This is a genomic window from Marinobacter sp. (genome assembly GCF_014859525.1).
GTDB lineage: Bacteria > Pseudomonadota > Gammaproteobacteria > Pseudomonadales > Oleiphilaceae > Marinobacter.
The window spans coordinates 1-25,590 of record NZ_JACUUB010000007.1 but is presented as its reverse complement, the minus strand read 5'-3'; the positions used below and the strand labels follow the sequence as shown (position 1 = coordinate 25,590).

Here is a 25,590-nt window from a genome sequence, read left to right as displayed (position 1 = left end):
CTGTTGAATGACACAAACAATTATCGTCGCTGATGATCACCCGCTGTTTCGGGCAGCATTGAAACAGGCGGTCACTCAGGCGGTGCCGGATGCCAAGACGGTTGAAGTTGACAGCATCAAGGCCCTGCAGGCGGCGGTAGAGGCAAACCCGGACGCTGATCTGATCCTGCTGGATCTGAACATGCCGGGTGCCCACGGCTACTCCGGGCTGGTGTTTATGCGTGGCCAGTACCCGGGCTTGCCGGTGGTGGTGGTGTCAGGTTCTGAAGATTTGCAGGTTATGCGCAGGTCGATTGATTACGGTGCGTCTGGCTTCATTCCCAAGAGCGCACCCCTGCCGACCATTACCGAAGGTATCCAGGCGGTTTTGGAAGGCGATGTGTGGCTGCCTGCGGGTGTCGCAGACAAAATCGAGCGGATGCAGTCCGAGCCTACGGACTTCTCGGAGCGCCTGGCGTCGCTGACGCCGCAGCAGTTCCGGGTGCTGGGTATGTTGGCCGAGGGTCTTCTGAACAAGCAGATCGCTTACGATCTGGATGTGTCGGAGGCAACCATCAAGGCCCACATCACAGCGGTGTTCCGCAAGCTTGGCGTTCGCAATCGGACGCAGGCGGTGATTGCCATTCAGCAGATGGAACTTGATCCTTCGGAGCAGTCGTTGTCCGGGGGCTGATGGTTTGCTTTGCAGGTTGTATCAAAAACGGGAGCCTTTGGGCTCCCGTTTTTGTTTGGGTGCAAGGTGGGTGTCGAGACGGACTCCTGAAACACGCTGTGAATACAGCCCTACCGGTTAGCCGGTCCGTACCCGACTCAAGGCACCAGAAAATCTCGGTGCCAGAGCGTGAACGTTCGGAACTCTAGCTGCCGGCGTAACCAAGCTCCTTGTTAACAAGGTTAAACAGCTCGCCACCCTTATGCCAGCGGTCAAAGTTCTCCAGGAACTGGTCCGTCAACGCCCGCTTCCAACCGATGAAATCGCCAGCCATGTGCGCCGTCATGATCACATCGTCGCGCTGCCACAGCGGATGATCCTCCGGTAAAGGCTCCTCTTCGAAAACATCCAGAGCCGCGCCGGCGATCTCGCCGTCTTCCAGCGCCTTGATCAGATCGTCGGTCTTTACAATGGGGCCTCGACCAATGTTGATCAAACGGGCCGACTTCTTCATGGCAGCAAACGCCTTGCTGTCAAACAGCCCCTCAGTTTGCGGGGTCAACGGTGCCGCAATCACCACATAGTCGGCATGAGACAGCTGATCATAGATCTGCTCATGGCCATGCACCGCAACAAAATCCGGGTCATCGCGCCTTGGTGTGCGCGCAATACCGTGGGGCTGCATGCCAATGGCTTTCACCAGCTGGCCAATCTGCCGCCCGATGGAGCCGGCCCCTACCACAAGCACCTGTTTGCCTTGAGCTCGCTCGGTATCCCGGTGCTTCCACTCACGCTTCAGCTGCAGTCGGATGGATTGCGGAAAGTCCTTGGCGAACATCAGGATCGAACACAGCACGTATTCGGCAATGGTCCGGTCAAAAATCCCGCGGGCGTTGGTGACAACCACATTGCCCTTGATCAGGGCGGGGAACATTAGCGCATCCACGCCGGCGCTGGTGGCATGTATCCACTGCAACTTATCGGCGGCGGGCCAGGCCGCCTCCAGGGCTTCAGTTCGGAAGTCCGTTACCATCATTACATCGGTACCTGGCAGCGTATCCCGCAGTGTTTGCTCGTCGCAGGCGAAACGAACTTGCGCCCGTGCCTGAACGGCTTCAATGCCTGGGGGAGCTGCTTCACCGGGAGCGGTTAGAACGGTGACAACCGGCTTGTTGGACTCTGTCATTTGACCTCCGCAGGGGTAACAAGGGTTCGTGTCAGTGCAATACCCTAGTCTGGTAGCCGAGTTGGCAGTGGTCAACCTGGCCTGGCACAATCGGTCATTGAGCGGGTTTGGCTATGCTTTAGTCCCAGCATGCTTGTACCGCTGATTTTTACTGACTAACCTGCAGGGGTAGATAATTTTTAGCCCGTCGTCAGGAGGTGTGTATGCCAGAGTCCGCGAACAAGGATACCGGCGAGACCAAACCGCGTAGCGTGAAGTACCGGAAAACAAAGGCAAGCTGGAACCCGGCCATGCAGGCCGTTCCTGTGTCGGGGATTCGTCGCTTGGTAAACATGGCGTCCACCATGAAAGATGTCATTCATCTTTCGATTGGACAACCGGATTTGCCGACGCCAAAACATATTATTGATGCGTATGTGGATGCGCTGAACGCAGGCCAGACCGGTTACACCATGGATGCCGGTTTGCCAGAGCTGTTGGTGGCTCTGCGGGATTACTACGGCAAACGCTACAATCGCAAGCTGACCCGAGACAACATTCTGGTCACCAGTGGTGCCACTGAGGCGATGTATCTGGCTATCTCAGCTACCTCGGCTCCCGGTCGCCAGTTTATCGTGACCGACCCTTCGTTTCTGCTATACGCACCCTTGATCCGGATGAACGGTGGTGAGGTGAAGTATGTGCCAACCCTGGCTGAGAACAATCATCAGCTGGACCCAGACGATGTGATTCGAGCCATGGGGCCACGAACTTTTGCTCTGATCCTCAACAACCCGAACAACCCCACCGGGGCGGTCTACCCGCGCAGCACGGTTGAAACCATTCTGGAAGAGTGCGCATACCGGGGTATTCAGGTGTATGCGGATGAGGTATACGACCACTTCATTTTTGACGACGATGAGTTCGCCAGTGTTCTGAGTTGTTCGCCAGATCTGGACAACATCATGTGCATCAGCAGCTTTTCCAAAACCTACAGCATGGCCGGGTTAAGGGTTGGCTGGGTGATTGCCAGTCAAGCGGCAATCAAATCCTTGCGCCGGTATCACATGTTCACCACCTCGGTTGCCAATACGCCGTCCCAGTTTGCCGGGGTTGCGGCGCTGACGGCAGACCAGCAGTGCGTAAGGGATATGGTGGGTATTTATCGCGAACGCCGGGATAAGATTGTTGAGTTGATTGATCAGACGCCTCATTTGACGGGGTATAAGCCTGGCGGTGCCTTTTTTGCGTTCCCGGATTTGCCGCACCATGTAGATGGGTCGGATCTGGCGCTCAGAATGCTCAAAGAAACCGGAGTGTGCGTTGTGCCGGGTGATGCGTTTGGTGAAAACTGCACCAACGCCTTGCGGTTCAGCTTCTCAACAACCTGCGAGCGAATGGAAGAGGCTTTCGACCGGATCATCCCCTGGATGGCCAAACAACAGTTCTGAGGCACCCATGTCTGCTCTCGATTATGTGTCGATTCAATGCCCATACTGTTGGGAGACGCTGGAAGTCAGCGTCGACCCATCAGTACCTGATCAGGAGTACGTAGAGGATTGCCAGGTGTGTTGCCAACCGATAGTACTGACGGTGCATTTTGATGAGCAGTTGATGCCAACGGTGGAAGCCAGGGCGGAGAACGATTGATTTTTTAATCAAGACGTAATGCCCGGGTATTGCGCGTTCAATCAGACTGCCGCAGGATAAAGCCCGGTTTTCAGAGGAAGAAAGAATGACGATATTCAAGCTGCCCCGGGCCTGGCTCCCGGTGTTGATTCTGGCGGTGCTGGCGAGTGGCTGCGCGAGCCTTTCGCCCTACTCGATTTCTGAGGGCGAGATTGAGCGACATTTAAAGCGTGCAGTCGCCGATTATGACCGGCAGCAGTTGCAAAGCGGGTCTCCGTTGAGCCTTAGTCTGAGTGATGCCAGGATCAAGCTCGGCCCCGACGGCCGAGATGTGGCCGTTATTGATCTGAGAGGTCAGGTGGCTCTGAATGCATTGATGGCCAAGCTGCCGGTGGATCTTGCGCTGAAGGTGGAAGGTGCCCCGGTTTACGACAGCCAGGAACGGGCAGTGTATATTCGTCGGCTTCAGTTATTGGAGAGTTCTATTGACTCAGCGTTCTTCAAAGGTGACCTGGCTCCGGTGACCGACAGCGTCATGCGGGTTGTGGCGCAAATGCTCGAGACCATGCCGGTCTACCGGTTGGACGAAAACGACCTGGCCCAGCGCATGTTTGGGTTGGTACCCATGGATATCCGGGTCGCGCCGGGACGGCTGGAATTTGTGATGGCGGACAACTAAGCGCCAGGCAAGAGTGATCACAGACGCGATGCACAAGGCCAGATGAGGCATCCCATCTGGCCTTGTGCATTTCAGGTGTGGCGCTATGCCTGCAGGCGCTCACAAATGGCATCGCCGATCTGCCGGGTGGCCCGTTGTTCGCCGCCGTTCTCGGCCAGGTCTGCGGCGACTGCGTTGAACAGTTCTTTGCCGGCTTCGGCCAGCACCGGATCTTTACGGCCCAGCCAGTCCAGCATGCGAGCCGTGGTGAACAGCATGGCGGTTGGGTCTGCAATGCCTTGGCCGGCAATGTCCGGGGCGCTGCCGTGGGTGGGCTCAAACATGGACGGCATGTCCGGATCGGTCGGGTTCAGGTTGCAGGACGGCGCGACGCCCATGCCGCCCGACAAGACCGCGGCGAGATCGGTCAGAATATCTCCCTGCAGGTTGCTGGCGACCACCACATCGAACGCCCAGGGGCATTGCACAAACTTCATGCAGGCGGCATCCACCAGTTCATGGTGGATGGCAACATCTGGAAACTCCTGACTTACTTCTTCGAATACTTCGGTGTACATGTCGCCCCAGTAACGCAGGGCGTTGCGTTTGGTGATGATGCACACCTGGCTTTCACAACTGCGGCCATCAAAGGTTCTGAAGGCTCGGGTGCGGCCTTGTTGCATCCGTTCCCCGGCCCTCTGCCGGGCCTGCTCGAAGCCATAACGGATGATGCGCTCGGTGGCCCTGCGGGTGAACACTTCCATCTGGGTGGCCACTTCATCCGGTTTGCCCTGGCGGAGCCGGCCACCCTGGCTGACGTATTCGCCCTCGCTGTTTTCACGAATCACCAGCATGTCGATGTCTTTGGCCCGATCATCCTTCAGATATTGGCGGGCGCCGGGCAGCAGGCGGGCCGGCCGTTCACACACCCATTGATCAAAACCTTTGCGCATGTCCAATAGTGGGGCAAGAGACACGCTGTCAGAGAGAAGGTAACGATTGCCATCATCGATTGGGCCGGGGTCGCCCAGGGCGCCCAGCAAGATGGCGTCGTACTGCTGCAGTTGGTCCAGTGCATTGGTAGGCCAGGACTCCCCGTGGTCTTCGTGCCAGGCGTGCGAGGGCCAGGGGAACCGGGTCCATTCCAGCGCCAGATGATGCTTCGCGCGCAGAGTCTCCAGGCAGCGAATAGCTTCTGCGACAACTTCCGGGCCAATGCCGTCTCCCGGGGTTACTGCAATTCGGGTGGTCTGGGCCATTCCTGAGCCTCCTAACGTGCGGTATGTGCGGGTTTTATTCAACTCCCAGTGTAGTTCCCTGACTGGCAGATGCCAGTGACAGCGGCTTTAATAAATTGACGAAGTTTTACGCCACTTCGGTTGATAGCTATAGTGGAAAACAACGTATTCTTTTAAGCTTCACGTCAACTGAAATTTTTATGCACCGGAGCTCGTGTGATTAAACCTGAAGTACTATTTGATGAGTCGCATTGTGAGCAGTGTGCCTGTGGGAATGGATTGGACTTTTCGTTCAGTTTTGCCTTCCAGCCCATTGTGGATGCCGAGAACAAAACGGTGTTTGCTTATGAGGCACTGGTACGCGGCACTAACGGTGAAGGTGCAATGAGCATCTTGTCGAGAGTTAATGAGCAGAATCGTTATTCTTTTGATCAAATCTGCCGGGTTAAAGCGGTCAAGCTGGCCGCAAAACTCGACATGCAGACCATGCTCAGTATCAATTTCATGCCGAACGCGGTGTACAAAGCGGAATATTGTATTCGGACCACCCTGGCGGCGGCAAAAACCTACAATTTTGATACCAGAAAGATCATCTTCGAGCTGATTGAAGCCGAAGATCTCACATCGGTGGAGCACCTTACAGACATCATTGCTGCCTATCAGAACATGGGCTTTCAAACGGCGATTGATGATTTTGGTGCCGGCTACTCGCGCTACAACATCATGATGGCCAGCCCGCCGGATCTGTTGAAGCTGGACATGACGCTGGTGCGGGACATAGACAAGGAACCAAACAAGCAGGCGGTGGTCTCAGGAATCATCACCATGATGCGTCGGCTGGGCGGCCGTATTGTGGCTGAAGGTGTGGAAACCCGGGAAGAATATTTCTGGTTCAGGTCACAGGGTATTGCACTGTATCAGGGCTACTTGTTCGCAAAGCCGGGTTTTGAATGCCTGCCAGAGCCGGTGTTCCCGGACTGATCACTCACCGAAAAAGGATGGCTCTGTGCTGTATCGGATTATAACGCTCGTTGGCGGATTGGTGTTTGTTGTCGCCCTGTTTGCCCTGGTGTGGTTCTTCTGTAAAAAATTTCTGGAGCACCACGGCGTTAAAGAGCAAATTTCTGATCGGGCGATGGTCCTGGCTACCTGGACCTTTGCAGGTATTGCCGTCGGCTTGGTGTTCGCTGTGGTGGGGTCTTTCGTGCTTGGCCCCTGGGCGTTTTATCGCACGTTGCGCGGGCATGATATGCCCGTTTCAGACGCGGCTGCTATCTGGTGGGGCTTTGGCATTGTGGTGGTCTCTCTGGGTATCACGGCAGCAGGCTTCTTTGGATTTCTGGCGTTGGTTGGCGCCTATTGATCACTGGGCAGGCTGCGCAGTTGGTCTCGAAACCACACGAGCGCGGGCTCCCGCTCGTAAGCTTTGTGCCAGTACAGGTGAACATCAATGGATGGCATCTGTGCCGGCGGGCTCATCACCTCGATATCTGCACGCTCAGCAATAATTCGGGCGTAGGTTTCTGGCATCGTCAGTAGCAGATCGGAACTCTCCACCACCCGGCAGGCCGCATAATAATGCTGGCAGCGTAGCCGAATGCTACGTTGGACTCCGTGGCGGGAAAGCTCGAAGTCTTCAATGCCCGGCCCCTCTGTGCGCGACGACACCAGCACATGTTTGGCTTCCAGATAAGACGGCATATCCAGCCCCTTCTGCGTGGCAGGGTGGCCTTTTCTGGCCAAAATCACTAACCGATCCTGCCTCAGCAATTCGTGGCTGGTCTGGTTGCTGACGGGTAACAGCACATCAATTGCAAAATCCAGCTTGCCTGCGGCTAATTGCGTTTCCATATCCCGCCTGGGTACGCGCTGGCTGACGATCTCCATCTCAGGGTAGGCAGCCAGTTTGCTCATTAACTGCGGCAAAAACGTAGACTCCAGAACATCTCGCAGGCCGAGTGCGTATGTCTTGCGCTGGATTGCCGGATCAAACGCATGAAATTGATTAACCGCGCTCTGCACCTGGTTCAGCCCGGGCCGCATGGACTCCAGAAACCTTCGGGCCAGGGGCGTAGGTACCATCTGATTGCCCTGACGGGTAAATAACGGGTCATCAAAGTGATCCCGGAGTCGTGCCAGTGAATGGCTCACGGCCGGCTGGGTCAGGTGCAGCGCCTTGGCAGCTCGGGTCAGGCTACCCTCTCGGTAAATCGTGTCGAACACGTGCAGCAGGTTCAGGTCCAGGCGGTTCAGTGCCATAAAAAACATCCGTTATCCCAATAAGTGCAGATAATGATAAACGATAAGAACAATTCAGTCGCGTAATAGCGCATTGACTTCTAGACTGTTTGCCATCTGATCGAAAGTGCGCCCCCAATGGGGCAGGTAAGCGCGAGGAGCTGCACCATGGATTTCAATATTTCTGAAAAAGGCCAGGACTATCTCAAACGTGTGAAGCAGTTCATGCGTGACGAGATCTTTCCCATCGAAGAGCAGTATCACAAAGAGCTGGCCTCTTTGGAGAACCGCTGGGTAGTGCTGCCGATCATCAAGGAGCTGAAAGAAAAGGCGAAGGCTCAGGGTCTGTGGAATATGTTCTTCCCGGATGACAAGTACGGCTGTGGCCTGCTCAATTCCGATTACGCCCTGATTGCCGAAGAAACCGGTCGCAGCTTCATCGCGCCGGAAATCTTCAACTGCAATGCACCAGACACCGGTAACATGGAAGTGCTGATCCACTATGGCTCTGAAGAGCAAAAAGCCGAGTGGCTGCCCAAAATCATGAGTGGCGAAGTACGCTCCGCCTTTTGCATGACCGAGCCGGCCGTGGCCTCGTCCGATGCCACCAATATGGAAGCCACCGCCACGGTTGAGGGCGATGATGTGGTTCTCAATGGTCGCAAATGGTGGAGTACCGGCATCGGCCATCCGGACTGCAAAGTTGCCATCTTTATGGGTGTCACCGATCCGGACGCACAGAAACATCGCCGTCACTCCATGGTGCTGGTGCCGCTGGACACCCCGGGCATCACCATCGAGCGCATGATGCCGGTATTCGGTGCCTACGATGAGCCCTATGGCCACGGTCAGGTACTGTTCGACAACGTGCGCCTGCCGAAGAGCGCTATCATCGCCGGTCCCGGCCGCGGTTTTGAAATCGCCCAGGGCCGTTTGGGGCCAGGCCGTGTACACCATTGCATGCGTGCCATCGGTGCGGCAGAGCGCACCCTGGAGCTGTTGATAAAGCGGGCCCTGACGCGCGAAGCGTTCGGTCGTCCGCTGGCGAAACTGGGTGGCAATCCGGATGTGATCGCCAATGCCCGTATGAACATCGAGCAGGCGCGGTTGCTGACCTTGAAGTGTGCCTGGGCGCTGGATACCAAGGGCATCATGGGCGCGTTGCAGGAGGTCTCTATGATCAAAGCGGTGGTGCCTGCGATGCTGCAGCAGATTGTTGATGATGCGATTCAGATTCATGGTGGTGCCGGGGTCAGCGACGATGATTTCCCGCTGACGGCATTGTTCGGTTACGCTCGGGTATTGCGGCTGGCGGATGGTCCAGATGAAGTGCATAGGGCGATGGTGGCTCGGCTGGAGCTCCGGAAGTACAAGTCCTGAGTCTGGGTTCGAGCTTGGGAGCTCGGGTTCGCCCGGCCTCTGGTCGGATGTGGGGTGGCCGGCGGGGTGGGGCTTCTGAAAAACGCTCCTTCGGCACATCCATGTGACGCTTGGGCTCCGCCATCCTTGGCTCCGCACATTTTCAGAAGCCCCACCCCGCCGTCCCCCTGTTAACTTGTGAGAGGGATTGGGTGCTCAAGAAAACAGAAGGGAAAACGGATTTGTTCGGAGCGTACATTTAGGCGTTCAGGCATTGTCGGAATGTTCTGGATGTAACGAACGGCATACTGAACCGGCTGGGAGCTGTTGCCGGGTAAGGCTTTCCAAAACTGTGCGGAGCCAGGGATGGCGGAGCCCAAGCGCCCCAGGGATGGGCCGAAGGAGCGTGTTTTGGAAAGCCTTACCCGGCAGCAGCTCTTACTCCAGGGTGACAGAACTCGAAAGCATAAAACGAATTCCAACGTAGAACGGTGAAAGACGATGACACAGCGAGTATTCATAACCGGTGGGGCCAGTGGTCTGGGCCGGGCGATTGCATTGCGGTACGCCAAAGAAGGCGCCAAAGTCTGCATCGGGGATATTAACCCGGAACAGGGCGTTGCCGTTGAGGCGGAATTGAACAAGGCCGGCGGTGAAGGCTACTTTGTTGAATGCGATGTTCGCCGCCTGGCAGATTTTGAAAAAGTCCGGGACGATCTGGTCAAGAAGTGGGGTGGGGTAGACGTTGTGGTTAACAACGCCGGCGTTGCCTCTGCAGGGTCTATTGAAGACACCACCATTGGTGACTGGGAATGGATTCTTGATATCAACGTCTTGGGCGTAGTGCGTGGTTGCAAGGCCTTCACACCGCAATTCAAACAGCAAGGCTCAGGCACCTTCGTTAACGTCGCCTCCATGGCCGGCCTTATGCTTGCACCCTTGATGGACAGCTACAATGTCTCCAAGGCCGGCGTGATTGCCCTCTCCGAAACCCTCAGCCAGGAGCTGCGGGATGCCGGTATTCACGTCAGCTGCGTGTGCCCGGCGTTCTTCCAGACCAACCTGGCAAGTACCATGCGCTCGGATATCCCCGGCATTCAACAGAACGTCAACAAACTGATGAAGCGCTCAAGCATCACCGCTGAAGACGTCGCCGAGGATATCTTCCGCAGCGTGAAAGATAAGGACTTCTGGGTGCTGCCCCACGCCAAAGAGCGCCGCATGTGGATGCTCAAGCGCCATGCGCCCTGGGCGTTTGATTGGTTGATGCACCAGGAATCCAAGCGCTGGATGGGTAAGATGGGCGGCAAGGCCTGATTGGTCGGGCCGGCTCATAGAATCACAGGAGAGGATGAATGACACAGATCGACCAGGCCGTAGACATTCGGGAAGGCGAAGAACTGGACATCAAAATTGTTGACCAGTTTATGAAGCAGGCCATCCCCGGTCTCGAAGGCCAGCCGACCATCAAACAATACCCCGGCGGTGCGTCCAACCTGACTTACCAGGTGGATTACAGCGACCAGTCCTACGTGCTGCGTCGGCCGCCGCTCGGTAAAATTGCCAAGTCTGCCCACGATATGTTGCGGGAAGCACGGGTGATGGAGGCACTTAAGCCGGTCTATCCCTATGTGCCGAACATTATTGCCATTTGTGAAGATCACAGTGTACTGGGCTGCGACTTCTATGTGATGGAGCGGCTCAAGGGCATCATTCTGCGTCAGGATTTTCCGGCGGATTTCGAGCTGAGTGAGGCGGATACCCGCAAACTTTGCCTGAATGTGATCGACAAGCTGGTCGATCTGCACACCGTTGACGCCACGGCCGCTGGCCTGGACACGCTGGGCAAGGGCGCCGGTTACGTGCAACGGCAGATTGGAGGTTGGAGCGACCGATTCCGCAAGGCCCGCACCGACGATGTCGGTGATTTTGAAGCCGTGATGGCCTGGCTCAACAACAAAATGCCCGAAGACATCGCACAGGTGGTCATCCACAACGACTTCCGCTTCGACAACGTGGTGCTCAATGCCGATAACCCGTTTGAAGTGATCGGCGTGCTGGACTGGGAAATGGCCACCATCGGTGACCCATTGATGGATCTGGGCAACAGCCTGGCCTACTGGATTGAGGCAGACGACGAAGGCCCGTTCCAGATGCTCCGTCGCCAGCCTACACACCGGCCAGGCATGCTGACTCGCAAGGAGGTAGTGGATTATTACATGGAGAAATCCGGCTTTCGGGTAGATAACTTTGATTTCTACGAAATCTACGGCTTGTTCCGGCTGGCGGTCATTGTTCAGCAGATCTACTACCGCTTTTATCATGGCCAGACCAAAGACAAGCGCTTTGCCGCTTTTGGCCATGCGGCCAACTATCTGGAAAAACGTTGCCAGAGGCTGATCAGCCAGAGTGCTTTGTAATGGCCATCATTTATCTGGTGCGCCATGGCCAGGCCAGTTTTGGCAAAGAAAACTACGACCAGCTTTCGCCGAGAGGCTGGGAGCAGGGCAGGATTCTGGGCCGCTGGCTGACCGACAAGGTAACGCCAGGTGCGATCTTCGGCGGCAACCTGCAGCGCCACCGGGAAACGGTGGAAGCCATTGCTACCGGCTATGGCGCAAACCTGCCGGATATGCAGGTTCTGGAAGGCCTGAACGAGTTTGATCACGTTCAGGTCGTGGAGCGATTTCGCCCAGAATGGGCCGATAAGCAGGCGATGGCGAGGGACCTAGGAAGTTTCCCGAAGCCTGCCTCGGCTTTTCAACAAGCCTTCGAAAAAGCGGTTGCTCGCTGGGTGAGTGGCGAGTACGACCACGAATACGCAGAAACCTGGCAAGGTTTCCAGCGGCGCGTGAACAAGGCTTTGGATCAGTTGATTGAGATGGCCGATGGCGCAGACGTGATCGTGTCTACCTCAGGCGGCCCTATTGCGGTGGTTACCCAGCACCTGCTTGAGCTGTCAGACCGAAAGGCGCTGGAGATGAACAACGTTATTGCCAACACCAGTGTTTCTCGCATTCTGTATTCCGGCCCCCGGCGAAGCCTGGCCGTGTTTAATAACTATAGCCACCTTGAGGCGGAAGACCCCGCCCTGGTGACATTCCGATAATCTGAGGGAATTCCATGAGCAACGTAAACCTGTTCGACCTAACGGGCAAAGTCGCCCTGGTCACCGGCGCCAGTCGCGGAATCGGCGAGAGCATCGCTCGCACCCTGGCCCACTACGGTGCCCACGTGATCGTAAGCAGTCGCAAAATTGACGGTTGTGAAGCCGTGGCCAGCAGCATTCGTGACGATGGCGGCAGCGCCGAAGCCTTTGCCTGCCACATCGGCGAGATGGATCAGATTGAAGCGGCCTGGGAACATATTGCCAATACGCATGGCAAACTGGACATCCTGGTGAACAATGCCGCCGCCAACCCTTATTTTGGTCCGGTAGAAGACACCGACCTGGGAGCCTTCAATAAAACCATAGATGTGAATATTCGTGGTTACTTCTTCATGTGTGCCCGTGGCGCCCAACTGATGAAGAAGAACGGCGGCGGCTCCATCGTCAACGTGGCGTCTGTTAACGGCGTCAACCCGGGTCACTTCCAGGGTATCTATTCCGTCACCAAGGCGGCCGTGATTTCCATGACCAAATCCTTCGCCATGGAACTGGGCCAGCAGAACGTGCGGGTGAATGCTTTGCTGCCGGGACTGACCGACACCAAGTTCGCCAGCGCCCTGACCACCAACGAAGCCATCAAGAAACAGGCGATGGCTCATATCCCGATGAAGCGTGTAGCCGATCCGGACGAAATGGCCGGTACCGTGCTTTATCTGGTGTCTAATGCGTCCACCTACACCACAGGTGCGTGCATCAACGCCGATGGCGGTTACCTGACCGTCTGAGGGTACAGGAACGAAAAAAGGGCCGGAAGATATAACCTTTCCGGCCCTTTTTTGTCATCGACCAGATCAGGAGCAGGTCAGGGCCGTGAAGTCCTGATTGAGCTTTCTTGCCCGAGCCTGCAGGTGCTCCTGATGCTGTTGGTTGCCTGCCTGAATCAGTGAATGCATCAGGTTGGCCATCGTTTGCTGACTTTCCGCCATCATGGCTTGATACTCGGGGCCCCGGGCGTTTTCAGAGTTGACCACCAATTCTCTAATGGTGTCGTCAAAGCCCGGTTGGCCCCGATTCTCCAAAGCTTTTAACAGGGCCTTTTGCCAGTGTTTCCGGCCCTGTAACCAGATGTCTGTTTGCTGGCCGCGATCGGCGGACCATTGCTCAACCAGAGCCTGTTGCTGTTCGTTCAGGCTGCCCAACCACCGCTCAACCCGTTCGGCGGTTCTCTCTGCTCGTGCCCTGGCAGTTTGCTCCGGATTGCCAGCCAGCATTTCCTGCTCCAGCTTGTCCTGATCTTTCGACATATTCCGGGCCAGCTCTGCCACCTGCGCATCCGACAAGCTTGCCAGCAGGTTTACGGCTACCGGAACAACCTCATCCAGCAGCTCCGGTACAAACCCGAGCAGTTGCTGCTGATGGTAAACGATCGTGTCGGTGTCCGGGGTGCCAGTCGCCATATCCGATTCCAATTCTTCCAGCCAGGCACTGTACCGGGGCAGCTCTGTTGAACAGTGCCACTGCTTGAGGTGGTCGAGATCCTGGTTTAGTTGCTGCTTCTGGGCCCGGCTCAGGGTCACGTAGTCCTCAACCCACCAAACCACGCCCCAGTCGGCATAGCGGTAAGCCATGCGGGTGGAGCTGCAGCCTGCCAGAACGATCAGGGCAACAAGGCAAAGAATCGTCAGCTTCACGGTTCTGGTGCGATACCGGTAATTCATGATTCAGGTCTCTTGGTATTAAAGCATGGGGCGCAGATGAACAGGCGTTCCCGGCAGCTGCACTTTGTTATCTCGGAGTTTCACTTATAAGTCCAGTTACGGATGGGGTGGCACATCGGATGTGGACGTCTATTCAAAAATGCTATTCGGCTCACACATGTATGCTCGAATGTAAATAAATGTGAATCCACTGCTTCTCGCTTCCCGTAAATTGCTTTGACGCATTAATCAGGGAATGAATTAGTGCAGGTTCGAACCAACACACACTATCGACAAGCGATTCTTCAGTGAGGACAGAAAGAATGAAAAACGTGATAGCTTTACCGATGATTTTAGCGGCGGGTGTCATGCTGTCTGGGTGTTGGCTAGACAGCAGTAGCAGCAGTAGCAACCGTACCACAGACGATGCAACGCAAAGCATTTTGGAAATTGCTGTTGAAAATGAGAATACGACGATTCTTGAAGCCGCCGTTCTTGCGGCAGATCCGGCTATCGCTGAACTGCTCGGCGGAGATGATCAGTTAACAGTGTTTGCTCCGACAGATGCTGCCTTTGAGGCCCTGCTGGAAGATTTAGGTCTAACGGCAGAAGAGTTGTTAGCCAACACGGAATTGCTGAACACGGTTCTCACTTACCATGTTCTTGCAACGTCAGTGGGTGAAGTAAAGGCCGACACGGCAATCAGCGTCGCGCAAAGTCCTGTACCACAAAACCTGGTTGAAACGGTGAAAGGCAAAGACGTCGCGCTTTCAATCTCTCAGGAAAATGGTGAGGATGTATTGTACGTAAACACCTCCAGGGTGACGGTTACGGATGTAGATGCTAGCAATGGCGTTATTCATTTGATCGATAAGGTACTTGTTCCCCCACCAAGTGCTCTGAGCGACACAGAATCAACGATTGCAGGGATCGTTACAGCGCTAGCGGGTGCTGAGGAAGCAGAGTTCACCACGTTACTTGCCGCACTCAGAACTGATGGCGCCTCCGCACTGCTAACTGCGGCGTCGAATAAGGACGCGTCGTTGACTGTATTTGCGCCAACCGATGCTGCTTTCGCAACTTTGTTGGAAGACCAGAATCTGACGGCAGACCAATTGCTTGCCGATCCGAATTTGCCGCGCACTTTACAGCAGCATATCCTTAATACTCGGGTGGACTCTCTGACTGCTTATGGCTCGAATGGGGGCACCGTAACGAACCTTGCTAACACGACTCTCAACGTTAACATCCAAAACAACGCCTTGATTATCGGCGGAAGCACTGTCATAGAAGCAGACGTTGAAGCATCTAACGGCGTGATTCATGTAATCGATAAGGTGATTTTCACAGCCCAATAATTGTTGAGGCGATGTCTCTTTGATTGAGACATGCATGATGGGCCGGCTCGTGCAGTCGGCCTTTTTTGGTGCACCCGGCATGGCGCACTTCATGGGCACAATCCTCCCGCTATCCCGATGTCTATACCCACAAAGAAATACCAATATTGATTTTTGCCAAGTTTGCTCGCCTTGACTAAAGTGGTGAATACACACATTAAAAAGGCGGGTTTATGGACGACCTCCAACAACTCACTCCGGAGCAGCGCAAAAGCAGCGAGTTCCGGTTGTTTGTTTTCATCATCGTCTTCCTTTTTCCCATCCTGGCCGTTGCCGTGGTGGGTGGTTACGGATTTTTGGTCTGGATGTCGCAGGTGTTTATGGGCCCGCCGGGACCGCCTGGGGGGTAGGGGCAAACATGGCTGTGAACGAGTCCCGCCGGCTGTTCCTTCGTGGCGGCAGGGCGACGGCGTCAGAATGGCGGCCGCCCTGGACAACCGGGGCCATCACCGATCAGTGCACCCGATGTGATCGCTGCATTGAGGCTTGCCCGGAAGGTGTGCTGTTTCGGGGTGACGGCGGCTTTCCGCAAATTCGCTTTACTGGTGAAGGCTGCACGCTGTGCCGTGAATGCGCCCGAGCCTGCCCGGAACCCGTGTTCGATCTTACCCGCGAGGCCTTCTCGTGGCGGGCGGAAGTGCGGGATAACTGCCTCGCCAAAGCCAACATTCATTGTCAGACCTGCCGCGATGCCTGCGAGCCAACGGCCATCCGGTTTCCGCCCATGCTTGGTCATGTCGCCGTCCCGGAAATTGCCGAAGACGAATGTACCGGTTGCGGGGCCTGCGTTGCGGTGTGCCCTGAAGATGCCATCAGTCTGATTACTCAGGAACAGAGGGAGCCAACCCATGCCTGAATCACCGAAAGCCGAAATCCACATAGCCAGTTTTCTGGTGCATGTGCGCCCTGAATCTCTTGAAGCTGTGCTTGGTCTCCTTGAGAAAACTCCGGGGCTTGAAGAAGGTACCCGAGATCCGGTTGGAAAACTGGTGGTGCTGGCCGAGGGCGCAAGCCACCAGGACCTTTTGAGTGCGATGGAATTAATTGAGAGTGCGCCAGGTGTTCTGGAGTGCATTCTGGTTTACCACGAAGTGATGTCTCCAGAAGAGGCAAAGCAGCAGTTGATTGCTACAGGACAGTCAGAAACAGAACAACAGGAAGCAATGTCATGAACCTGACACGACGAGCATTCGCAAAAGCCAACGCGTTGGCCATGGCCGCCTCTGCGGCCGGCCTGTCGATACCGGCCGCAGCCAGCAATTTGATTACCAACGCCGAACTCACCGAACTGAAGTGGAGCAAGGCGCCCTGTCGTTTCTGTGGCACGGGTTGCAGCGTGATGGTTGCCACCAAGGACAACAAGATTGTTGCTACCCACGGTGATACGCAATCGGAAGTGAATCGCGGTTTGAACTGCGTGAAAGGTTATTTCCTGTCGAAGATTCTGTATGGCCGCGACCGCCTCACCAAGCCTTTGCTGCGCAAACGCGACGGCCAGTTCCACAAAGAAGGTGATTTTGAAGAAGTCAGCTGGGACGAAGCCCTGGATGTAATGGCAGAAAAGTTCACCAGCGCCATCAAGGAGCACGGCCCGGAAAGTGTTGGCATGTTCGGTTCCGGTCAGTGGACCATTTGGGAAGGTTACGCAGCCAGCAAGCTGTTCAAGGCCGGCTTCCGCTCCAACAATATCGACCCTAACGCCCGGCATTGTATGGCGTCTGCGGTTGCGGGTTTCATGCGGAGCTTTGGTTCCGATGAGCCCATGGGGGTCTATGATGACATCGAGAGCGCGGATGCCTTCGTACTCTGGGGTGCCAACATGGCGGAGATGCATCCAATCCTCTGGACGCGGGTGACCGACCGCCGCCTGTCTCACCCCGGCACCGAAGTGGCTGTGCTCTCAACCTACAAGCATCGCTGCTTTGATTTGGCCGATCTGCCGATGGTGATGGAGCCCCACGCCGATGTGGCGATCCTCAATTACATTGCCAATTACATCATCCAGAACGGTGCGGTCAATCAGGATTTTGTCGACAAGCACACCCGGTTTGTTAAGGGGGCGGATGATATCGGTTATGGCCTGCGGCCAGAAGATCCAAGAGAGCAGAGGGCCAAGAATGCTGACAAAGCCAACAGCTGGGAAGATATGTCGTTTGAGGATTTTGCCCGACACGTCAGTGACTACGATGTTAAAAAAGCCGCTGAGATCTCCGGTGTCTCCGAAGGCCGTCTGGAACAGTTGGCCAAGCTTTACGCGGATCCAGCCAAGCGCGTTACCACTTTCTGGACCATGGGCGTTAACCAGCACACCCGGGGGGTTTGGGTAAACAACCTGATTTATAACATCCATCTGCTGACCGGTAAGATTGCCACACCCGGCAACAGCCCGTTCTCGCTTACTGGTCAGCCCTCCGCCTGCGGTACCGCCCGTGAAGTGGGCACCTTTGCCCATCGTTTACCGGCAGACATGGTGGTGACCAATCCGGAGCACCGAGCCAGGGCCGAGGAAATCTGGCGCTTGCCGGAAGGTACTATTCCGGCAAAAGTTGGTTACCACGCGGTACTGCAAAGCCGCATGCTCAAAGACAGCAAGTTGCGTGTGTACTGGACTCAGGTCACCAACAACATTCAGGCCGGCCCCAATACCATGCAGGAAACCCTGCCGGGCTGGCGCAATCCAGATACCTTTATCATCGTCTCCGACATTTATCCCACGGTTTCCGCTCAGGCGGCAGACCTGATCCTGCCGGCAGCGGGCTGGGTTGAAAAAGAAGGGGCCTTTGGTAACGCCGAGCGCCGAACCCAATTCTGGCACCAGCTGGTGAATGCTCCCGGCGAGGCACGCTCTGATCTCTGGCAGACGGTGGCGCTGTCGCAGCGGATTAAGGTTGCTGATGTCTGGCCGGAAGAGCAGCTCGCCAAGGCACCGGAACTCCGGGGCAAAACGTTGTTTGATGTGCTATTCCGCAATGGCAACGTTGATCGCTACCCGGTGGAAGAGTTGCACGCCGATTACGAAAACCAGGAGTCCAGGGATTTCGGTTTCTACATTCAGAAAGGCATTTTTGAGGAATACCGCCAGTTTGGTGCGGGTAAAGGCAAAGACCTGGCCGATTTTGATACCTATCACGCCACCCGTGGCCTGAGGTGGCCTGTGGTTGAAGGTAAAGAAACCCTCTGGCGCTATCGTGAAGGGTCCGACCCTTACGTCGCAGAGGGTAGCGGCTTCCAGTTCTACGGTAATCCCGATAATCGAGCTCGAATCTTTGCCGTACCCCATGAGCCACCCGCAGAATCGCCAGACGATGAATACCCGTTCTGGTTATGCACCGGTCGTGTGCTGGAGCATTGGCATACTGGCTCCATGACCCGCCGTGTTAGCGAGCTTCACAAGGCCGTGCCGGATGCGTTGCTGTACATGAACGCAGACGACGCCCGTGATAAGGGCTGGCGCCGCGGCAGCGAGGTAAAAGTGATCAGCCGCCGTGGCGAAGTCCGGGTGCGGGTTGAAACCCGGGGCCGGGTCAGTATGCCCAAGGGCATGGTGTACGTGCCGTTCTTCGATGCGGGCAAGCTGATCAATAAAGTCACCCTGGACGCCACCGATCCGATTTCCAAGCAAACGGATTTCAAGAAATGCGCGGTACGTCTTGAACTGGTTAACCTTGCCTGAGGAGAAGTCATCATGAGGTTATTGATTTTATTGCTGACAAGCTCTCTGGCATTGGCTGCCTTTGCACAGAGTGATGGGCTTTCGCCATCGGCGCCGGATGGGCTTCGTAAGGGTGGAACCGTCGGGCAAGATCTGCCGGCACCGCCGATTGCCGGTGATCCACGGAGCGTCAAAAGAGAGGTGCGTAGCTACCCGGAGCAGCCACCGGTTATTCCTCACACGATTCGGGATTATCAGGTAGACAAAAACTTCAATCGTTGCCTGGATTGCCATAGCCGGGAGTCTGCTGTACGGGCGGGCGCTCCGATGGTGAGTGTAACGCACTTTATGGACCGTCACTTCCAGGTGCGTGCCGAGGTAACTCCCGGGCGTTACTTCTGCACCCAGTGCCATGTGCCTCAAACCGATGCCGAAGACCTGGTTGATTCCAACTTCAAGGCGGTGGATCAAGTGATCCGGGATTCCGTCGCAGGAGGCAGGAATGATTAAGTGGCTTAAGTTTTATTGGAGCCTTCTGCGAAAGCCCAGTGTTCACTACAGCATCGGTTTTCTGACGCTCAGTGGGTTTATCGCAGGCATTATTTTCTGGGGCGGCTTCAACACGGCGCTGGAAGTTACCAATACAGAGGCATTCTGTATTGGTTGCCATGAGATGCAGAGCAACCCTTATGAGGAGCTCAAAAACACGGTCCACTACACCAACCGATCTGGCGTTCGGGCAGAGTGCTCGGATTGCCATGTACCTCATGGCTGGACGCACAAAGTGGCCAGGAAGATGGAGGCTTCTAAAGAGGTGTGGGGTTGGGTGTTTGGCTCGATCAATACCCCTGAGAAATACGAAGCCAAGCGACGGGAGCTTGCTGAGCGAGAGTGGAAGCGGTTGAAAGCCAACGATTCGCTGGAGTGCCGGAACTGTCACGAGTTCGACTCTATGGATTTCACCCTGCAAGATCCGCGTGCCGCGCAAGCGCATTCCACCGCACTGGTTAGCTCTGAGCAAACCTGCATTGATTGCCACAAGGGCATTGCACACAAATTGCCAGACATGACCGGCGTGCACCGCTGAGTGTGAGGCAGCTCAGCCGTTCTACTGGATGGTCGAGCTGCCACCTGTATCGGAAGACTGCGACAAGGCGGTCCCGACCGGAGGCCGGAAGTGCAGGGAATAAAGCACTCTGTCCAGCACTGCCTGGCCATTCCATGCGGGGTTGTTATTCACCATTCCTACGATGGCCCAGGTGGTGTTCTTGCCGTCCCGGGTAAAGCCGGCGATCGAGCGCACGTGTTCCAGGTAGCCGGTTTTGATCCGGCCCTGGCCGTCCATGCCCGTGTTCCTGAGGCGCCGAGACATGGTGCCATCCATGGCGATGATCGGCATGGATGCCATCAGATCCGAAGAGTAAGGGCTGTTCCAGGCGTGTTGCAGAATCTGTGCGCCCTGGCGTGCGGTAATCCTGCCATGGCGAGTCAGCCCCGCGCCGTTGTCAATCACCATGCCGGCTGTGTTAATTCCCATGCCTTCCAGCCAGTCATAAATAACCCGGATGCCGGCTACCCGATCGTCCTGCTCATCGTCTTTGCGGAACTCTGCTCCTATGGTCAGCAGCATTTGCCGGGCCATCACGTTGCTGCTCCACTTGTTGATGTCGCGCACCATGGTGACCAAGTCTGGTGAGGTGGTGCGCATAACCAGGCGGGCATCCTCCGGGGTGGTGTCGAAGCGATCACCCCCGCTGATGACGACACCCATTTCCGAAAACACCGAACGAATCAGAGACGCCGAGTAACGCTCGTGGGGCAGCAATGACAGATAGGTGGTGGTGCGACAACCCTGAGGCAGTTCGCCGGTGACCTGAACCGTTACGCGATGATCATTATGAAACGTCGGTTTCCAGTCAAAGCGGTTGCGGGCAGGGCAGGGGCCTTCCGGTAACGCAGTCACCCGGTTATCAATGGACACTTCACCCAGATTGGGCGTGGTCCAGGCCTGGGTGCCACGTTCGTCCGCGCGGACCTGAAAATGCAGCAGGTTGAGGTTGCTCAGGTAGCCTGATGGCTCGACCAAAAACGGGGCGTGGGGATTGTTACCGTTGTCGTTAAACGGTGGAAATCCACCGTCTACTCTGAAATAACTGCCATCCAGAACCAGGTCGCCTTCGATCCGATTGATACCCATGCTGCGTAACTCCCGCAGCGTGCTCCACAAACGTTCCAGGGTAAGCTTTGGATCGCCACCAAAACGAACGAACAGGTTGCCTTTCAGGGTATCGCCCACCATCACGCCATCGGTCAGGAAATCGGTGTTCCAGTGGTGGGTGGGGCCCAGTAATTCGAGCGCTGCGTAAGTCGTGACCAGCTTGGTGATCGAACCCGGGCTCATCAGTTCGTCAGCGTTTACATACTGTTCAATGCCCGGCCCATTAAGGGGGATGGCGGCAACGCTGAGGGCTTGTTCGCTGTTTAGCGACTTATTGGCGTAGTCTTTGATTTGGCTGGCCCACAGCCGGGATTCAGCAAAGGCTGTGGCTGCCGAGGTGTTGTCCTGGGCAGCGGTGGAGGCAGACGCCATCGTGCAGGCCGCCGCAATGGCCAGTACAAGCCGCCTTGGAGTGGTCGTGCACTGTGAAGAGCAAGTTCTTGCCCGCAAACCCTGAATCCGCATCATTCCAGCCCATTGTTGTATTCTTTTTCTACAATAGCTCATCCCCTTGGTTTGTACTATGCAGAAAAGCTATACATGACGTTAAAAAATGGCAGTAGAAACGTTGTTTATATTGGTTTTTTGTGACGGCGCGTAAGTGCCTTTCAGAATCAGTGAGTTACCAATACTGCACCCGAACGGCCCGGTCAGCCAATAGCTCAATGCGGGTTTATGAGACAATCCCGGTCAGAGCTCATTAACCTCACACAACAAATCAAGGGAAGAACATGCTTAAAGCGCTCAGACATCAGGTGAATGTACTGGAATCCGTGGCTACCTCATCATTTGCTGCTTGGCGCGGGTGCCTGGTTATCAAGCCGGTGGCGCAGCCCGAGAAGCCCCTTATTCTCTTCGACATGGAAGCCTGCCCTTATTGCCGCCGCGTTCGCGAAGTGCTGACCGCTTTGCATCTGGATGCGGACATCAGGCCTTGCCCTAAAGGCGGTCGATTGTTCCGGCCCGATGCCGAAGCGATGGGTGGCAAGCAGCAGTTTCCGCTGTTGGTGGATCAGAACACCGATAAGGTTATCTATGAGTCCGACGATATTATCGAGTACTTGTTTCGCGAATACGCTGGTCGGTCGGTGCCGCGTTACTTCCAGTCCAGAGCCTGGCAGCCGGTATTGAACACTATAGGATCCGCCGCGAGTGAGTTGCGCGGATTGCGTGCAGCCTCCAGCCATCGACCGGAGCAGGGTTTGCACCTGTGGAGTTTTGAAGGCAGCCCATTCTCACGACTGGTGAGAGAAAAACTGTGCGAGCTGGAGATTCCTTACACGTTGCACAACCTTGGTAAGGAACACTGGACCGAGATCGGGCCCGCCAAACAGCGCATCAAACCGGGTGAGTACAAGCCCCAGGCTGGCGGCAAGCGCGATGCGTTTTTCCAACAGCACGGCAGGGTTCAGGTGCCGTACCTGGAAGATCCCAACACCGACACCCAGTTGTTTGAATCCGGGCGGATACTGGCGTATCTGAACAAGCAGTATGGTGGCTGACAACAGCTGCTCATACCAGCGAGCTCAGGGCTGGTATTCCGGGCCTGAGCCGGTATGATCTGCGGCCTTGATCTGTTAGCCATAATCGGGAGAGTTCGATGTATACCGGCCAATGCCTCTGTGGCGAAATTCAGTTTGAGTACGACGGCACACTGGGACCGCTTTCGCTTTGCCACTGCAGTCAGTGCCGGCGGGCTCACGGCAGTGCATTTTCTGCCAGTGCGCCGGTACAGAAGGTGCGTTTCCGGTTTGTTGCCGGTGAAGACAGCATCACCGAATTTGAATCCCGCCCGGGTAAATACCGGGCCTTCTGCGGCAAGTGTGGAAGCCAGCTCTACAGCCGGTTAGACGCCATTCCGGGCATCCTGCGCCTGCGAGTAGGCGTGATCAACGAGCCGCTCGGGAAGACAGCCGCAAGGCACATCTATGTTGGTTCCAAGTCAGACTGGTTTGAGATCACCGACGGCTTGCCCCAGTACGATAAAACCGAGCGGACGAACGACCCCAACTGATCCGTCAGTTGGTCGGTACCATACGGTATATCTTGCCTTGACGGGAGTCGGTCAGTAACCACAGAGCGCCATCCGGGCCCATCCGGACATCCCGGATGCGCTCGCCAAGACCGGTTAGCAGGTCTTCTTCCTCAATCACTGCTTCATCCTGAATGGTCAGGCGCACCAGCTTTTGCGAACGCAACGCACCCACAAAGAGATCACCCTGCCACTCCGGGAACAGATTGCCGGTGTAGAACGCCATACCCGAAGGTGCGATGGATGGGTCCCAGTAATGCAGGGGGTCGGTCACGCCGTCCATGGTCGTTTTGTTGGTGATCGGGATGCCCGAGTAGTCGATTCCGTGGGTGACTTTGGGCCAGCCGTAATCGTTACCGGCCCGAATAATATTGATCTCGTCACCACCCCGGGGGCCGTGCTCGTGGCTCCAGATTTCACCGGTATCCGGGTGCAGGGTCATGCCCTGGATGTTTCGGTTGCCGTAGGTGAAGAAGGTGTCGTTACCCTTTGAATTGCCGACGAAAGGGTTATCTGACACCGGGTGTCCGTTGATCGTTATCCGATGCACACCGCCGGCATCGTCAGCGGTATCCTGGGCCCGATCCATGTCGCCCCGGTCGCCGACGGACACATAAAGATAACCGTCGTTGTCGATAACCAGGCGACTGCCGAAATGTCGGGCATTACTGGAACGGGGCAGGGCTTCGAAAATCACTTCCACATCGTCCAGGGCCTGGCCGTTATACGTCGCTCGCGCTACCCGGGTGGTCATGCCGTCGCTGTTGCGGTGGGCGTAGCTCAGGAACAGAGTTTGGTTAGTGTCGAAGTCCGGATGCAGAACAATGTCCAGCAGCCCGCCCTGGCCTGAGGCGACCAACTCAGGCAGGCCCGACACGGGATCTCGCACTAATTGGCCATTCTCGATCCGTCGCAACCGGCCTTCGCGCTCAGTGACCAACGCTGAACCGTCTGGCAAAAACGCAAGCCCCCATGGGTGCTCAAGGCCTTCGGCAACGGTCTCCAGGCTGTAGGACTCGGCATAAACGATGGTGCTGGCGACCGTCATAAGGCACGCAGCGCTTAATGATGTCAGCAGGTTGTTTTTCATGAGTGACCACTCCCGATTCGTTTCCTCAAAGCTTAGCAGCTAATACGCGGGTATCGTCCGGGTGGGTGGCTTGTCAGATTAGCGTTTCTTAATATGAGGAAGCGGGCTCGCGACCTGGAGCTTATCTAGCGTTGTCGGTTGCGCTGCAGCCAGCGGTCCAGCTGATCAGCAAACTCTTTGCGGTCGGCCTGGCCGAGAGGGGCTGGCCCGCCGGTCACCTGCCCTGCATTCCGCATTTCTTCCATGAAGTTTCGCATGGCCAGGCGCTGGCGGATGTTCTCCTTGGTGAACGCCTGCCCCCTCGGGTTGAAGACATCAGCGCCTTTCTCGATGGCCTCCGCTGCCAGTGGGATATCCTGGGTGATCACCAGATCGCCTTTGGTCATCTGGTCCATGATTTCGTTATCGGCGACATCAAAACCCTGGGGTACCTGGCGGCGGCTGATGTAGGGGCTCGGCGGCAGGTTGATGGCGTGGTTGGCAATGAAGGTGGTCTGGATTTGCCAGCGGCTGGCGGCGCGGCAGAGGATTTCCCGGATAGGGACGGGGCAGGCGTCGGCGTCGACCCAGATTGGCATTTTGGTGTTCCTTTATTGGCTTGTCGTTGGTGCATTTTAACCGTTCATCGGGTGGACTTGTTAGGTTTGGTCCGCGTATTTGTCTCTATGCCGTCTGGGTTCTGGTGTCTGTGTCATTGGGAGCCACTTTCCAAAAAACGCTACGAGCACCCGCACGCGGGTCCAGCCTGCAATCATAGATTGCAGTCGTTCGGCTGCGCATGAAGCTTCGCTTCATTAACGCTTGCCTTACCCATGTGCGCTTCTCTCAGGCCATCCTTGGCCTTCGAAATTTTTTGGAAGCCATCCTTAATCATGCCTGTGAGCGATATTAGTATCTCCGCGATTATTTTTCCGTTTTTGAGGGGAGGGTCATGAACGCCACCTTCATGTTGCTTTTAATGATTCTGGCCTTGCCGTTGTCGGAGAAACCGACGGTTCTGGCGAGGGTCTCTCCCGGTCGGTAGTGGTATAATCCTGTGCTCATTCAATTAACAGGAAATGATAATGTCGCAACTGCCCCCATGCCCCCAGTGCAATTCTGAATACACCTATGAAGATGGCGTTCAGCTGGTTTGCCCCGAGTGCGGGCATGAGTGGACCGCGGCGGAGCAGGCGGAGGCCGCGGCTGGCAAGGTGGTTCGCGATTCGAACGGCAACGAGCTTCAGGACGGCGATACCGTTACGGTGATCAAGGATCTGAAGGTGAAAGGTTCCAGCCTGGTGGTGAAGGTGGGCACCAAAGTGAAGAACATCCGCCTGGTGGACGGCGACCACGACATCGATTGCAAGGTGGACGGTATCGGCCCCATGAAGCTCAAGTCGGAGTTTGTCAAAAAAGCCTGAGTGCCTGCGGGCGCTCTGTGATATCCCGCTGCGCGTAACCCGCGCCAACAACA

General features: G+C 56.0%; 28 protein-coding genes. 21 read left to right on the top strand and 7 right to left on the bottom strand.

Going from position 1 to position 25,590, the window contains the following annotated elements; translation table 11 throughout:
* Positions 1-7: 7 nt before the first annotated feature.
* Positions 8-673, top strand: coding sequence for a response regulator transcription factor (locus IBX51_RS03470; RefSeq protein WP_291828726.1), 666 nt, complete (start codon positions 8-10; stop codon positions 671-673).
* A gap of 184 nt (positions 674-857) precedes the next feature.
* Here IBX51_RS03470 and IBX51_RS03465 read toward each other — a convergent pair whose 3' ends face one another.
* Complete coding sequence (locus IBX51_RS03465) at positions 858-1,838, bottom strand: D-2-hydroxyacid dehydrogenase (protein ID WP_291828725.1); 981 nt, start codon at positions 1,836-1,838, stop codon at positions 858-860.
* A gap of 203 nt (positions 1,839-2,041) precedes the next feature.
* Here IBX51_RS03465 and IBX51_RS03460 point away from each other — a divergent pair, with 203 nt between their 5' ends.
* The 3 genes from IBX51_RS03460 to IBX51_RS03450 all read left to right on the top strand — a co-directional run bounded on the left by IBX51_RS03460 (position 2,042) and on the right by IBX51_RS03450 (position 4,125).
* On the top strand, positions 2,042-3,268 hold the full coding sequence (locus IBX51_RS03460) for a pyridoxal phosphate-dependent aminotransferase (RefSeq protein ID WP_291828723.1): 1,227 nt from the start codon (positions 2,042-2,044) through the stop codon (positions 3,266-3,268).
* 7 nt (positions 3,269-3,275) lie between these two features.
* Positions 3,276-3,467, top strand: coding sequence for a CPXCG motif-containing cysteine-rich protein (locus IBX51_RS03455; protein WP_291828720.1), 192 nt, complete (start codon positions 3,276-3,278; stop codon positions 3,465-3,467).
* Between the two features lie 85 nt (positions 3,468-3,552).
* Complete coding sequence (locus tag IBX51_RS03450; protein ID WP_291828719.1) at positions 3,553-4,125, top strand: DUF1439 domain-containing protein; 573 nt, start codon at positions 3,553-3,555, stop codon at positions 4,123-4,125.
* Positions 4,126-4,208: 83 nt separating this feature from the next.
* Here IBX51_RS03450 and IBX51_RS03445 read toward each other — a convergent pair whose 3' ends face one another.
* A complete protein-coding gene (locus IBX51_RS03445) occupies positions 4,209-5,363 on the bottom strand; it encodes an isocitrate/isopropylmalate dehydrogenase family protein (RefSeq protein ID WP_291828717.1) in 1,155 nt (384 codons plus the stop codon).
* Between the two features lie 195 nt (positions 5,364-5,558).
* Here IBX51_RS03445 and IBX51_RS03440 point away from each other — a divergent pair, with 195 nt between their 5' ends.
* Both IBX51_RS03440 and IBX51_RS03435 read left to right on the top strand, forming a co-directional pair.
* Positions 5,559-6,323 carry an EAL domain-containing protein gene (locus IBX51_RS03440; protein WP_291828715.1) on the top strand — a complete coding sequence of 255 codons (765 nt, stop codon included), beginning with the start codon at positions 5,559-5,561 and terminating at the stop codon, positions 6,321-6,323.
* 25 nt (positions 6,324-6,348) lie between these two features.
* Complete coding sequence (locus tag IBX51_RS03435; protein ID WP_291828713.1) at positions 6,349-6,705, top strand: hypothetical protein; 357 nt, start codon at positions 6,349-6,351, stop codon at positions 6,703-6,705.
* Here the strand turns inward: IBX51_RS03435 and IBX51_RS03430 are convergent.
* On the bottom strand, positions 6,699-7,601 hold the full coding sequence (locus tag IBX51_RS03430; protein ID WP_291828711.1) for a LysR family transcriptional regulator: 903 nt from the start codon (positions 7,599-7,601) through the stop codon (positions 6,699-6,701). The two genes, IBX51_RS03435 and IBX51_RS03430, sit on opposite strands and share 7 nt — an antisense overlap.
* A gap of 147 nt (positions 7,602-7,748) precedes the next feature.
* Between IBX51_RS03430 and IBX51_RS03425 the strand changes: the two genes are divergently transcribed.
* From IBX51_RS03425 to IBX51_RS03405, 5 genes are all read left to right on the top strand, one after another.
* A complete protein-coding gene (locus IBX51_RS03425) occupies positions 7,749-8,960 on the top strand; it encodes an acyl-CoA dehydrogenase family protein (RefSeq protein WP_291828710.1) in 1,212 nt (403 codons plus the stop codon).
* A gap of 480 nt (positions 8,961-9,440) precedes the next feature.
* A complete protein-coding gene (locus tag IBX51_RS03420; RefSeq protein WP_291828708.1) occupies positions 9,441-10,256 on the top strand; it encodes an SDR family oxidoreductase in 816 nt (271 codons plus the stop codon).
* A 38-nt stretch (positions 10,257-10,294) separates the two neighbouring features.
* Positions 10,295-11,359, top strand: a complete 1,065-nt coding sequence (locus tag IBX51_RS03415) for a phosphotransferase family protein (protein WP_291828706.1) — start codon at positions 10,295-10,297, stop codon at positions 11,357-11,359.
* Positions 11,359-12,048, top strand: a complete 690-nt coding sequence (locus IBX51_RS03410; protein ID WP_291828705.1) for a histidine phosphatase family protein — start codon at positions 11,359-11,361, stop codon at positions 12,046-12,048. The genes IBX51_RS03415 and IBX51_RS03410 overlap by 1 nt, the downstream gene beginning before the upstream one ends.
* A gap of 14 nt (positions 12,049-12,062) precedes the next feature.
* The gene (locus tag IBX51_RS03405) at positions 12,063-12,833 is read left to right on the top strand and encodes an SDR family oxidoreductase (protein WP_291828704.1); all 771 of its coding nucleotides are present in this window, start codon (positions 12,063-12,065) and stop codon (positions 12,831-12,833) included.
* 66 nt (positions 12,834-12,899) lie between these two features.
* On the opposite strand, the gene IBX51_RS03400 is transcribed toward IBX51_RS03405, so the two are convergent.
* Positions 12,900-13,766, bottom strand: a complete 867-nt coding sequence (locus IBX51_RS03400) for a DUF6279 family lipoprotein (protein ID WP_291828702.1) — start codon at positions 13,764-13,766, stop codon at positions 12,900-12,902.
* A gap of 302 nt (positions 13,767-14,068) precedes the next feature.
* On the opposite strand from IBX51_RS03400, the gene IBX51_RS03395 reads away from it, so the two are divergent.
* The 7 genes from IBX51_RS03395 (at position 14,069) to IBX51_RS03365 (ending at position 19,881) form a co-directional block, all read left to right on the top strand.
* Positions 14,069-15,103 (top strand): fasciclin domain-containing protein, encoded by a 1,035-nt coding sequence (locus IBX51_RS03395; RefSeq protein WP_291828701.1) that lies wholly within the window; start codon positions 14,069-14,071, stop codon positions 15,101-15,103.
* Positions 15,104-15,315: 212 nt separating this feature from the next.
* Positions 15,316-15,492: a periplasmic nitrate reductase, NapE protein gene (locus IBX51_RS03390; protein ID WP_072677854.1), complete on the top strand. Its 177-nt coding sequence runs from the start codon at positions 15,316-15,318 to the stop codon at positions 15,490-15,492.
* 8 nt (positions 15,493-15,500) lie between these two features.
* A complete protein-coding gene (napF, locus tag IBX51_RS03385; protein ID WP_291828698.1) occupies positions 15,501-15,998 on the top strand; it encodes a ferredoxin-type protein NapF in 498 nt (165 codons plus the stop codon).
* On the top strand, positions 15,991-16,314 hold the full coding sequence (locus IBX51_RS03380) for a chaperone NapD (protein ID WP_291828697.1): 324 nt from the start codon (positions 15,991-15,993) through the stop codon (positions 16,312-16,314). The genes napF and IBX51_RS03380 overlap by 8 nt, the downstream gene beginning before the upstream one ends.
* Positions 16,311-18,815, top strand: coding sequence for a nitrate reductase catalytic subunit NapA (napA, locus tag IBX51_RS03375; protein WP_291828695.1), 2,505 nt, complete (start codon positions 16,311-16,313; stop codon positions 18,813-18,815). Before IBX51_RS03380 ends, napA begins: the two co-directional genes overlap by 4 nt.
* A gap of 12 nt (positions 18,816-18,827) precedes the next feature.
* Positions 18,828-19,304 carry a nitrate reductase cytochrome c-type subunit gene (locus tag IBX51_RS03370; RefSeq protein WP_291828693.1) on the top strand — a complete coding sequence of 159 codons (477 nt, stop codon included), beginning with the start codon at positions 18,828-18,830 and terminating at the stop codon, positions 19,302-19,304.
* Complete coding sequence (locus IBX51_RS03365) at positions 19,297-19,881, top strand: NapC/NirT family cytochrome c (RefSeq protein WP_291828691.1); 585 nt, start codon at positions 19,297-19,299, stop codon at positions 19,879-19,881. The genes IBX51_RS03370 and IBX51_RS03365 overlap by 8 nt, the downstream gene beginning before the upstream one ends.
* A 21-nt stretch (positions 19,882-19,902) precedes the next feature.
* Here IBX51_RS03365 and dacB read toward each other — a convergent pair whose 3' ends face one another.
* Positions 19,903-21,384: a D-alanyl-D-alanine carboxypeptidase/D-alanyl-D-alanine-endopeptidase gene (gene dacB / locus IBX51_RS03360; protein ID WP_291828689.1), complete on the bottom strand. Its 1,482-nt coding sequence runs from the start codon at positions 21,382-21,384 to the stop codon at positions 19,903-19,905.
* Between the two features lie 359 nt (positions 21,385-21,743).
* Here dacB and IBX51_RS03355 point away from each other — a divergent pair, with 359 nt between their 5' ends.
* Together IBX51_RS03355 and IBX51_RS03350 are read left to right on the top strand one after the other, a co-directional pair.
* Positions 21,744-22,514, top strand: coding sequence for a glutathione S-transferase N-terminal domain-containing protein (locus IBX51_RS03355; RefSeq protein ID WP_291828687.1), 771 nt, complete (start codon positions 21,744-21,746; stop codon positions 22,512-22,514).
* Positions 22,515-22,612: 98 nt separating this feature from the next.
* Complete coding sequence (locus IBX51_RS03350) at positions 22,613-23,026, top strand: GFA family protein (RefSeq protein ID WP_291828686.1); 414 nt, start codon at positions 22,613-22,615, stop codon at positions 23,024-23,026.
* Between the two features lie 4 nt (positions 23,027-23,030).
* On the opposite strand, the gene IBX51_RS03345 is transcribed toward IBX51_RS03350, so the two are convergent.
* Both IBX51_RS03345 and IBX51_RS03340 read right to left on the bottom strand, forming a co-directional pair.
* Positions 23,031-24,092 carry a PQQ-dependent sugar dehydrogenase gene (locus tag IBX51_RS03345; protein ID WP_291828798.1) on the bottom strand — a complete coding sequence of 354 codons (1,062 nt, stop codon included), beginning with the start codon at positions 24,090-24,092 and terminating at the stop codon, positions 23,031-23,033.
* A 167-nt stretch (positions 24,093-24,259) separates the two neighbouring features.
* Complete coding sequence (locus IBX51_RS03340) at positions 24,260-24,712, bottom strand: YaiI/YqxD family protein (RefSeq protein ID WP_291828685.1); 453 nt, start codon at positions 24,710-24,712, stop codon at positions 24,260-24,262.
* A gap of 486 nt (positions 24,713-25,198) precedes the next feature.
* Between IBX51_RS03340 and IBX51_RS03335 the strand changes: the two genes are divergently transcribed.
* Positions 25,199-25,537: a zinc ribbon domain-containing protein YjdM gene (locus IBX51_RS03335; RefSeq protein WP_291828683.1), complete on the top strand. Its 339-nt coding sequence runs from the start codon at positions 25,199-25,201 to the stop codon at positions 25,535-25,537.
* Positions 25,538-25,590: the final 53 nt, after the last annotated feature.

Coding starts and splice junctions, on each gene's coding strand:
- IBX51_RS03405 (WP_291828704.1), top strand. CDS start 12,063: ATGAGCAACGTAAACCTGTTCGACCTAACGGGCAAAGTCGCCCTGGTC.
- IBX51_RS03350 (WP_291828686.1), top strand. CDS start 22,613: ATGTATACCGGCCAATGCCTCTGTGGCGAAATTCAGTTTGAGTACGAC.
- IBX51_RS03445 (WP_291828717.1), bottom strand. CDS start 5,363: ATGGCCCAGACCACCCGAATTGCAGTAACCCCGGGAGACGGCATTGGC.
- IBX51_RS03355 (WP_291828687.1), top strand. CDS start 21,744: ATGCTTAAAGCGCTCAGACATCAGGTGAATGTACTGGAATCCGTGGCT.
- IBX51_RS03450 (WP_291828719.1), top strand. CDS start 3,553: ATGACGATATTCAAGCTGCCCCGGGCCTGGCTCCCGGTGTTGATTCTG.
- IBX51_RS03400 (WP_291828702.1), bottom strand. CDS start 13,766: ATGAATTACCGGTATCGCACCAGAACCGTGAAGCTGACGATTCTTTGC.
- napF (WP_291828698.1), top strand. CDS start 15,501: ATGGCTGTGAACGAGTCCCGCCGGCTGTTCCTTCGTGGCGGCAGGGCG.
- IBX51_RS03430 (WP_291828711.1), bottom strand. CDS start 7,601: ATGGCACTGAACCGCCTGGACCTGAACCTGCTGCACGTGTTCGACACG.
- IBX51_RS03415 (WP_291828706.1), top strand. CDS start 10,295: ATGACACAGATCGACCAGGCCGTAGACATTCGGGAAGGCGAAGAACTG.
- IBX51_RS03365 (WP_291828691.1), top strand. CDS start 19,297: ATGATTAAGTGGCTTAAGTTTTATTGGAGCCTTCTGCGAAAGCCCAGT.
- IBX51_RS03380 (WP_291828697.1), top strand. CDS start 15,991: ATGCCTGAATCACCGAAAGCCGAAATCCACATAGCCAGTTTTCTGGTG.
- dacB (WP_291828689.1), bottom strand. CDS start 21,384: ATGGCGTCTGCCTCCACCGCTGCCCAGGACAACACCTCGGCAGCCACA.
- IBX51_RS03335 (WP_291828683.1), top strand. CDS start 25,199: ATGTCGCAACTGCCCCCATGCCCCCAGTGCAATTCTGAATACACCTAT.
- napA (WP_291828695.1), top strand. CDS start 16,311: ATGAACCTGACACGACGAGCATTCGCAAAAGCCAACGCGTTGGCCATG.
- IBX51_RS03420 (WP_291828708.1), top strand. CDS start 9,441: ATGACACAGCGAGTATTCATAACCGGTGGGGCCAGTGGTCTGGGCCGG.
- IBX51_RS03425 (WP_291828710.1), top strand. CDS start 7,749: ATGGATTTCAATATTTCTGAAAAAGGCCAGGACTATCTCAAACGTGTG.
- IBX51_RS03345 (WP_291828798.1), bottom strand. CDS start 24,092: ATGACGGTCGCCAGCACCATCGTTTATGCCGAGTCCTACAGCCTGGAG.
- IBX51_RS03465 (WP_291828725.1), bottom strand. CDS start 1,838: ATGACAGAGTCCAACAAGCCGGTTGTCACCGTTCTAACCGCTCCCGGT.
- IBX51_RS03395 (WP_291828701.1), top strand. CDS start 14,069: ATGAAAAACGTGATAGCTTTACCGATGATTTTAGCGGCGGGTGTCATG.
- IBX51_RS03470 (WP_291828726.1), top strand. CDS start 8: ATGACACAAACAATTATCGTCGCTGATGATCACCCGCTGTTTCGGGCA.
- IBX51_RS03410 (WP_291828705.1), top strand. CDS start 11,359: ATGGCCATCATTTATCTGGTGCGCCATGGCCAGGCCAGTTTTGGCAAA.
- IBX51_RS03390 (WP_072677854.1), top strand. CDS start 15,316: ATGGACGACCTCCAACAACTCACTCCGGAGCAGCGCAAAAGCAGCGAG.
- IBX51_RS03370 (WP_291828693.1), top strand. CDS start 18,828: ATGAGGTTATTGATTTTATTGCTGACAAGCTCTCTGGCATTGGCTGCC.
- IBX51_RS03455 (WP_291828720.1), top strand. CDS start 3,276: ATGTCTGCTCTCGATTATGTGTCGATTCAATGCCCATACTGTTGGGAG.
- IBX51_RS03460 (WP_291828723.1), top strand. CDS start 2,042: ATGCCAGAGTCCGCGAACAAGGATACCGGCGAGACCAAACCGCGTAGC.
- IBX51_RS03340 (WP_291828685.1), bottom strand. CDS start 24,712: ATGCCAATCTGGGTCGACGCCGACGCCTGCCCCGTCCCTATCCGGGAA.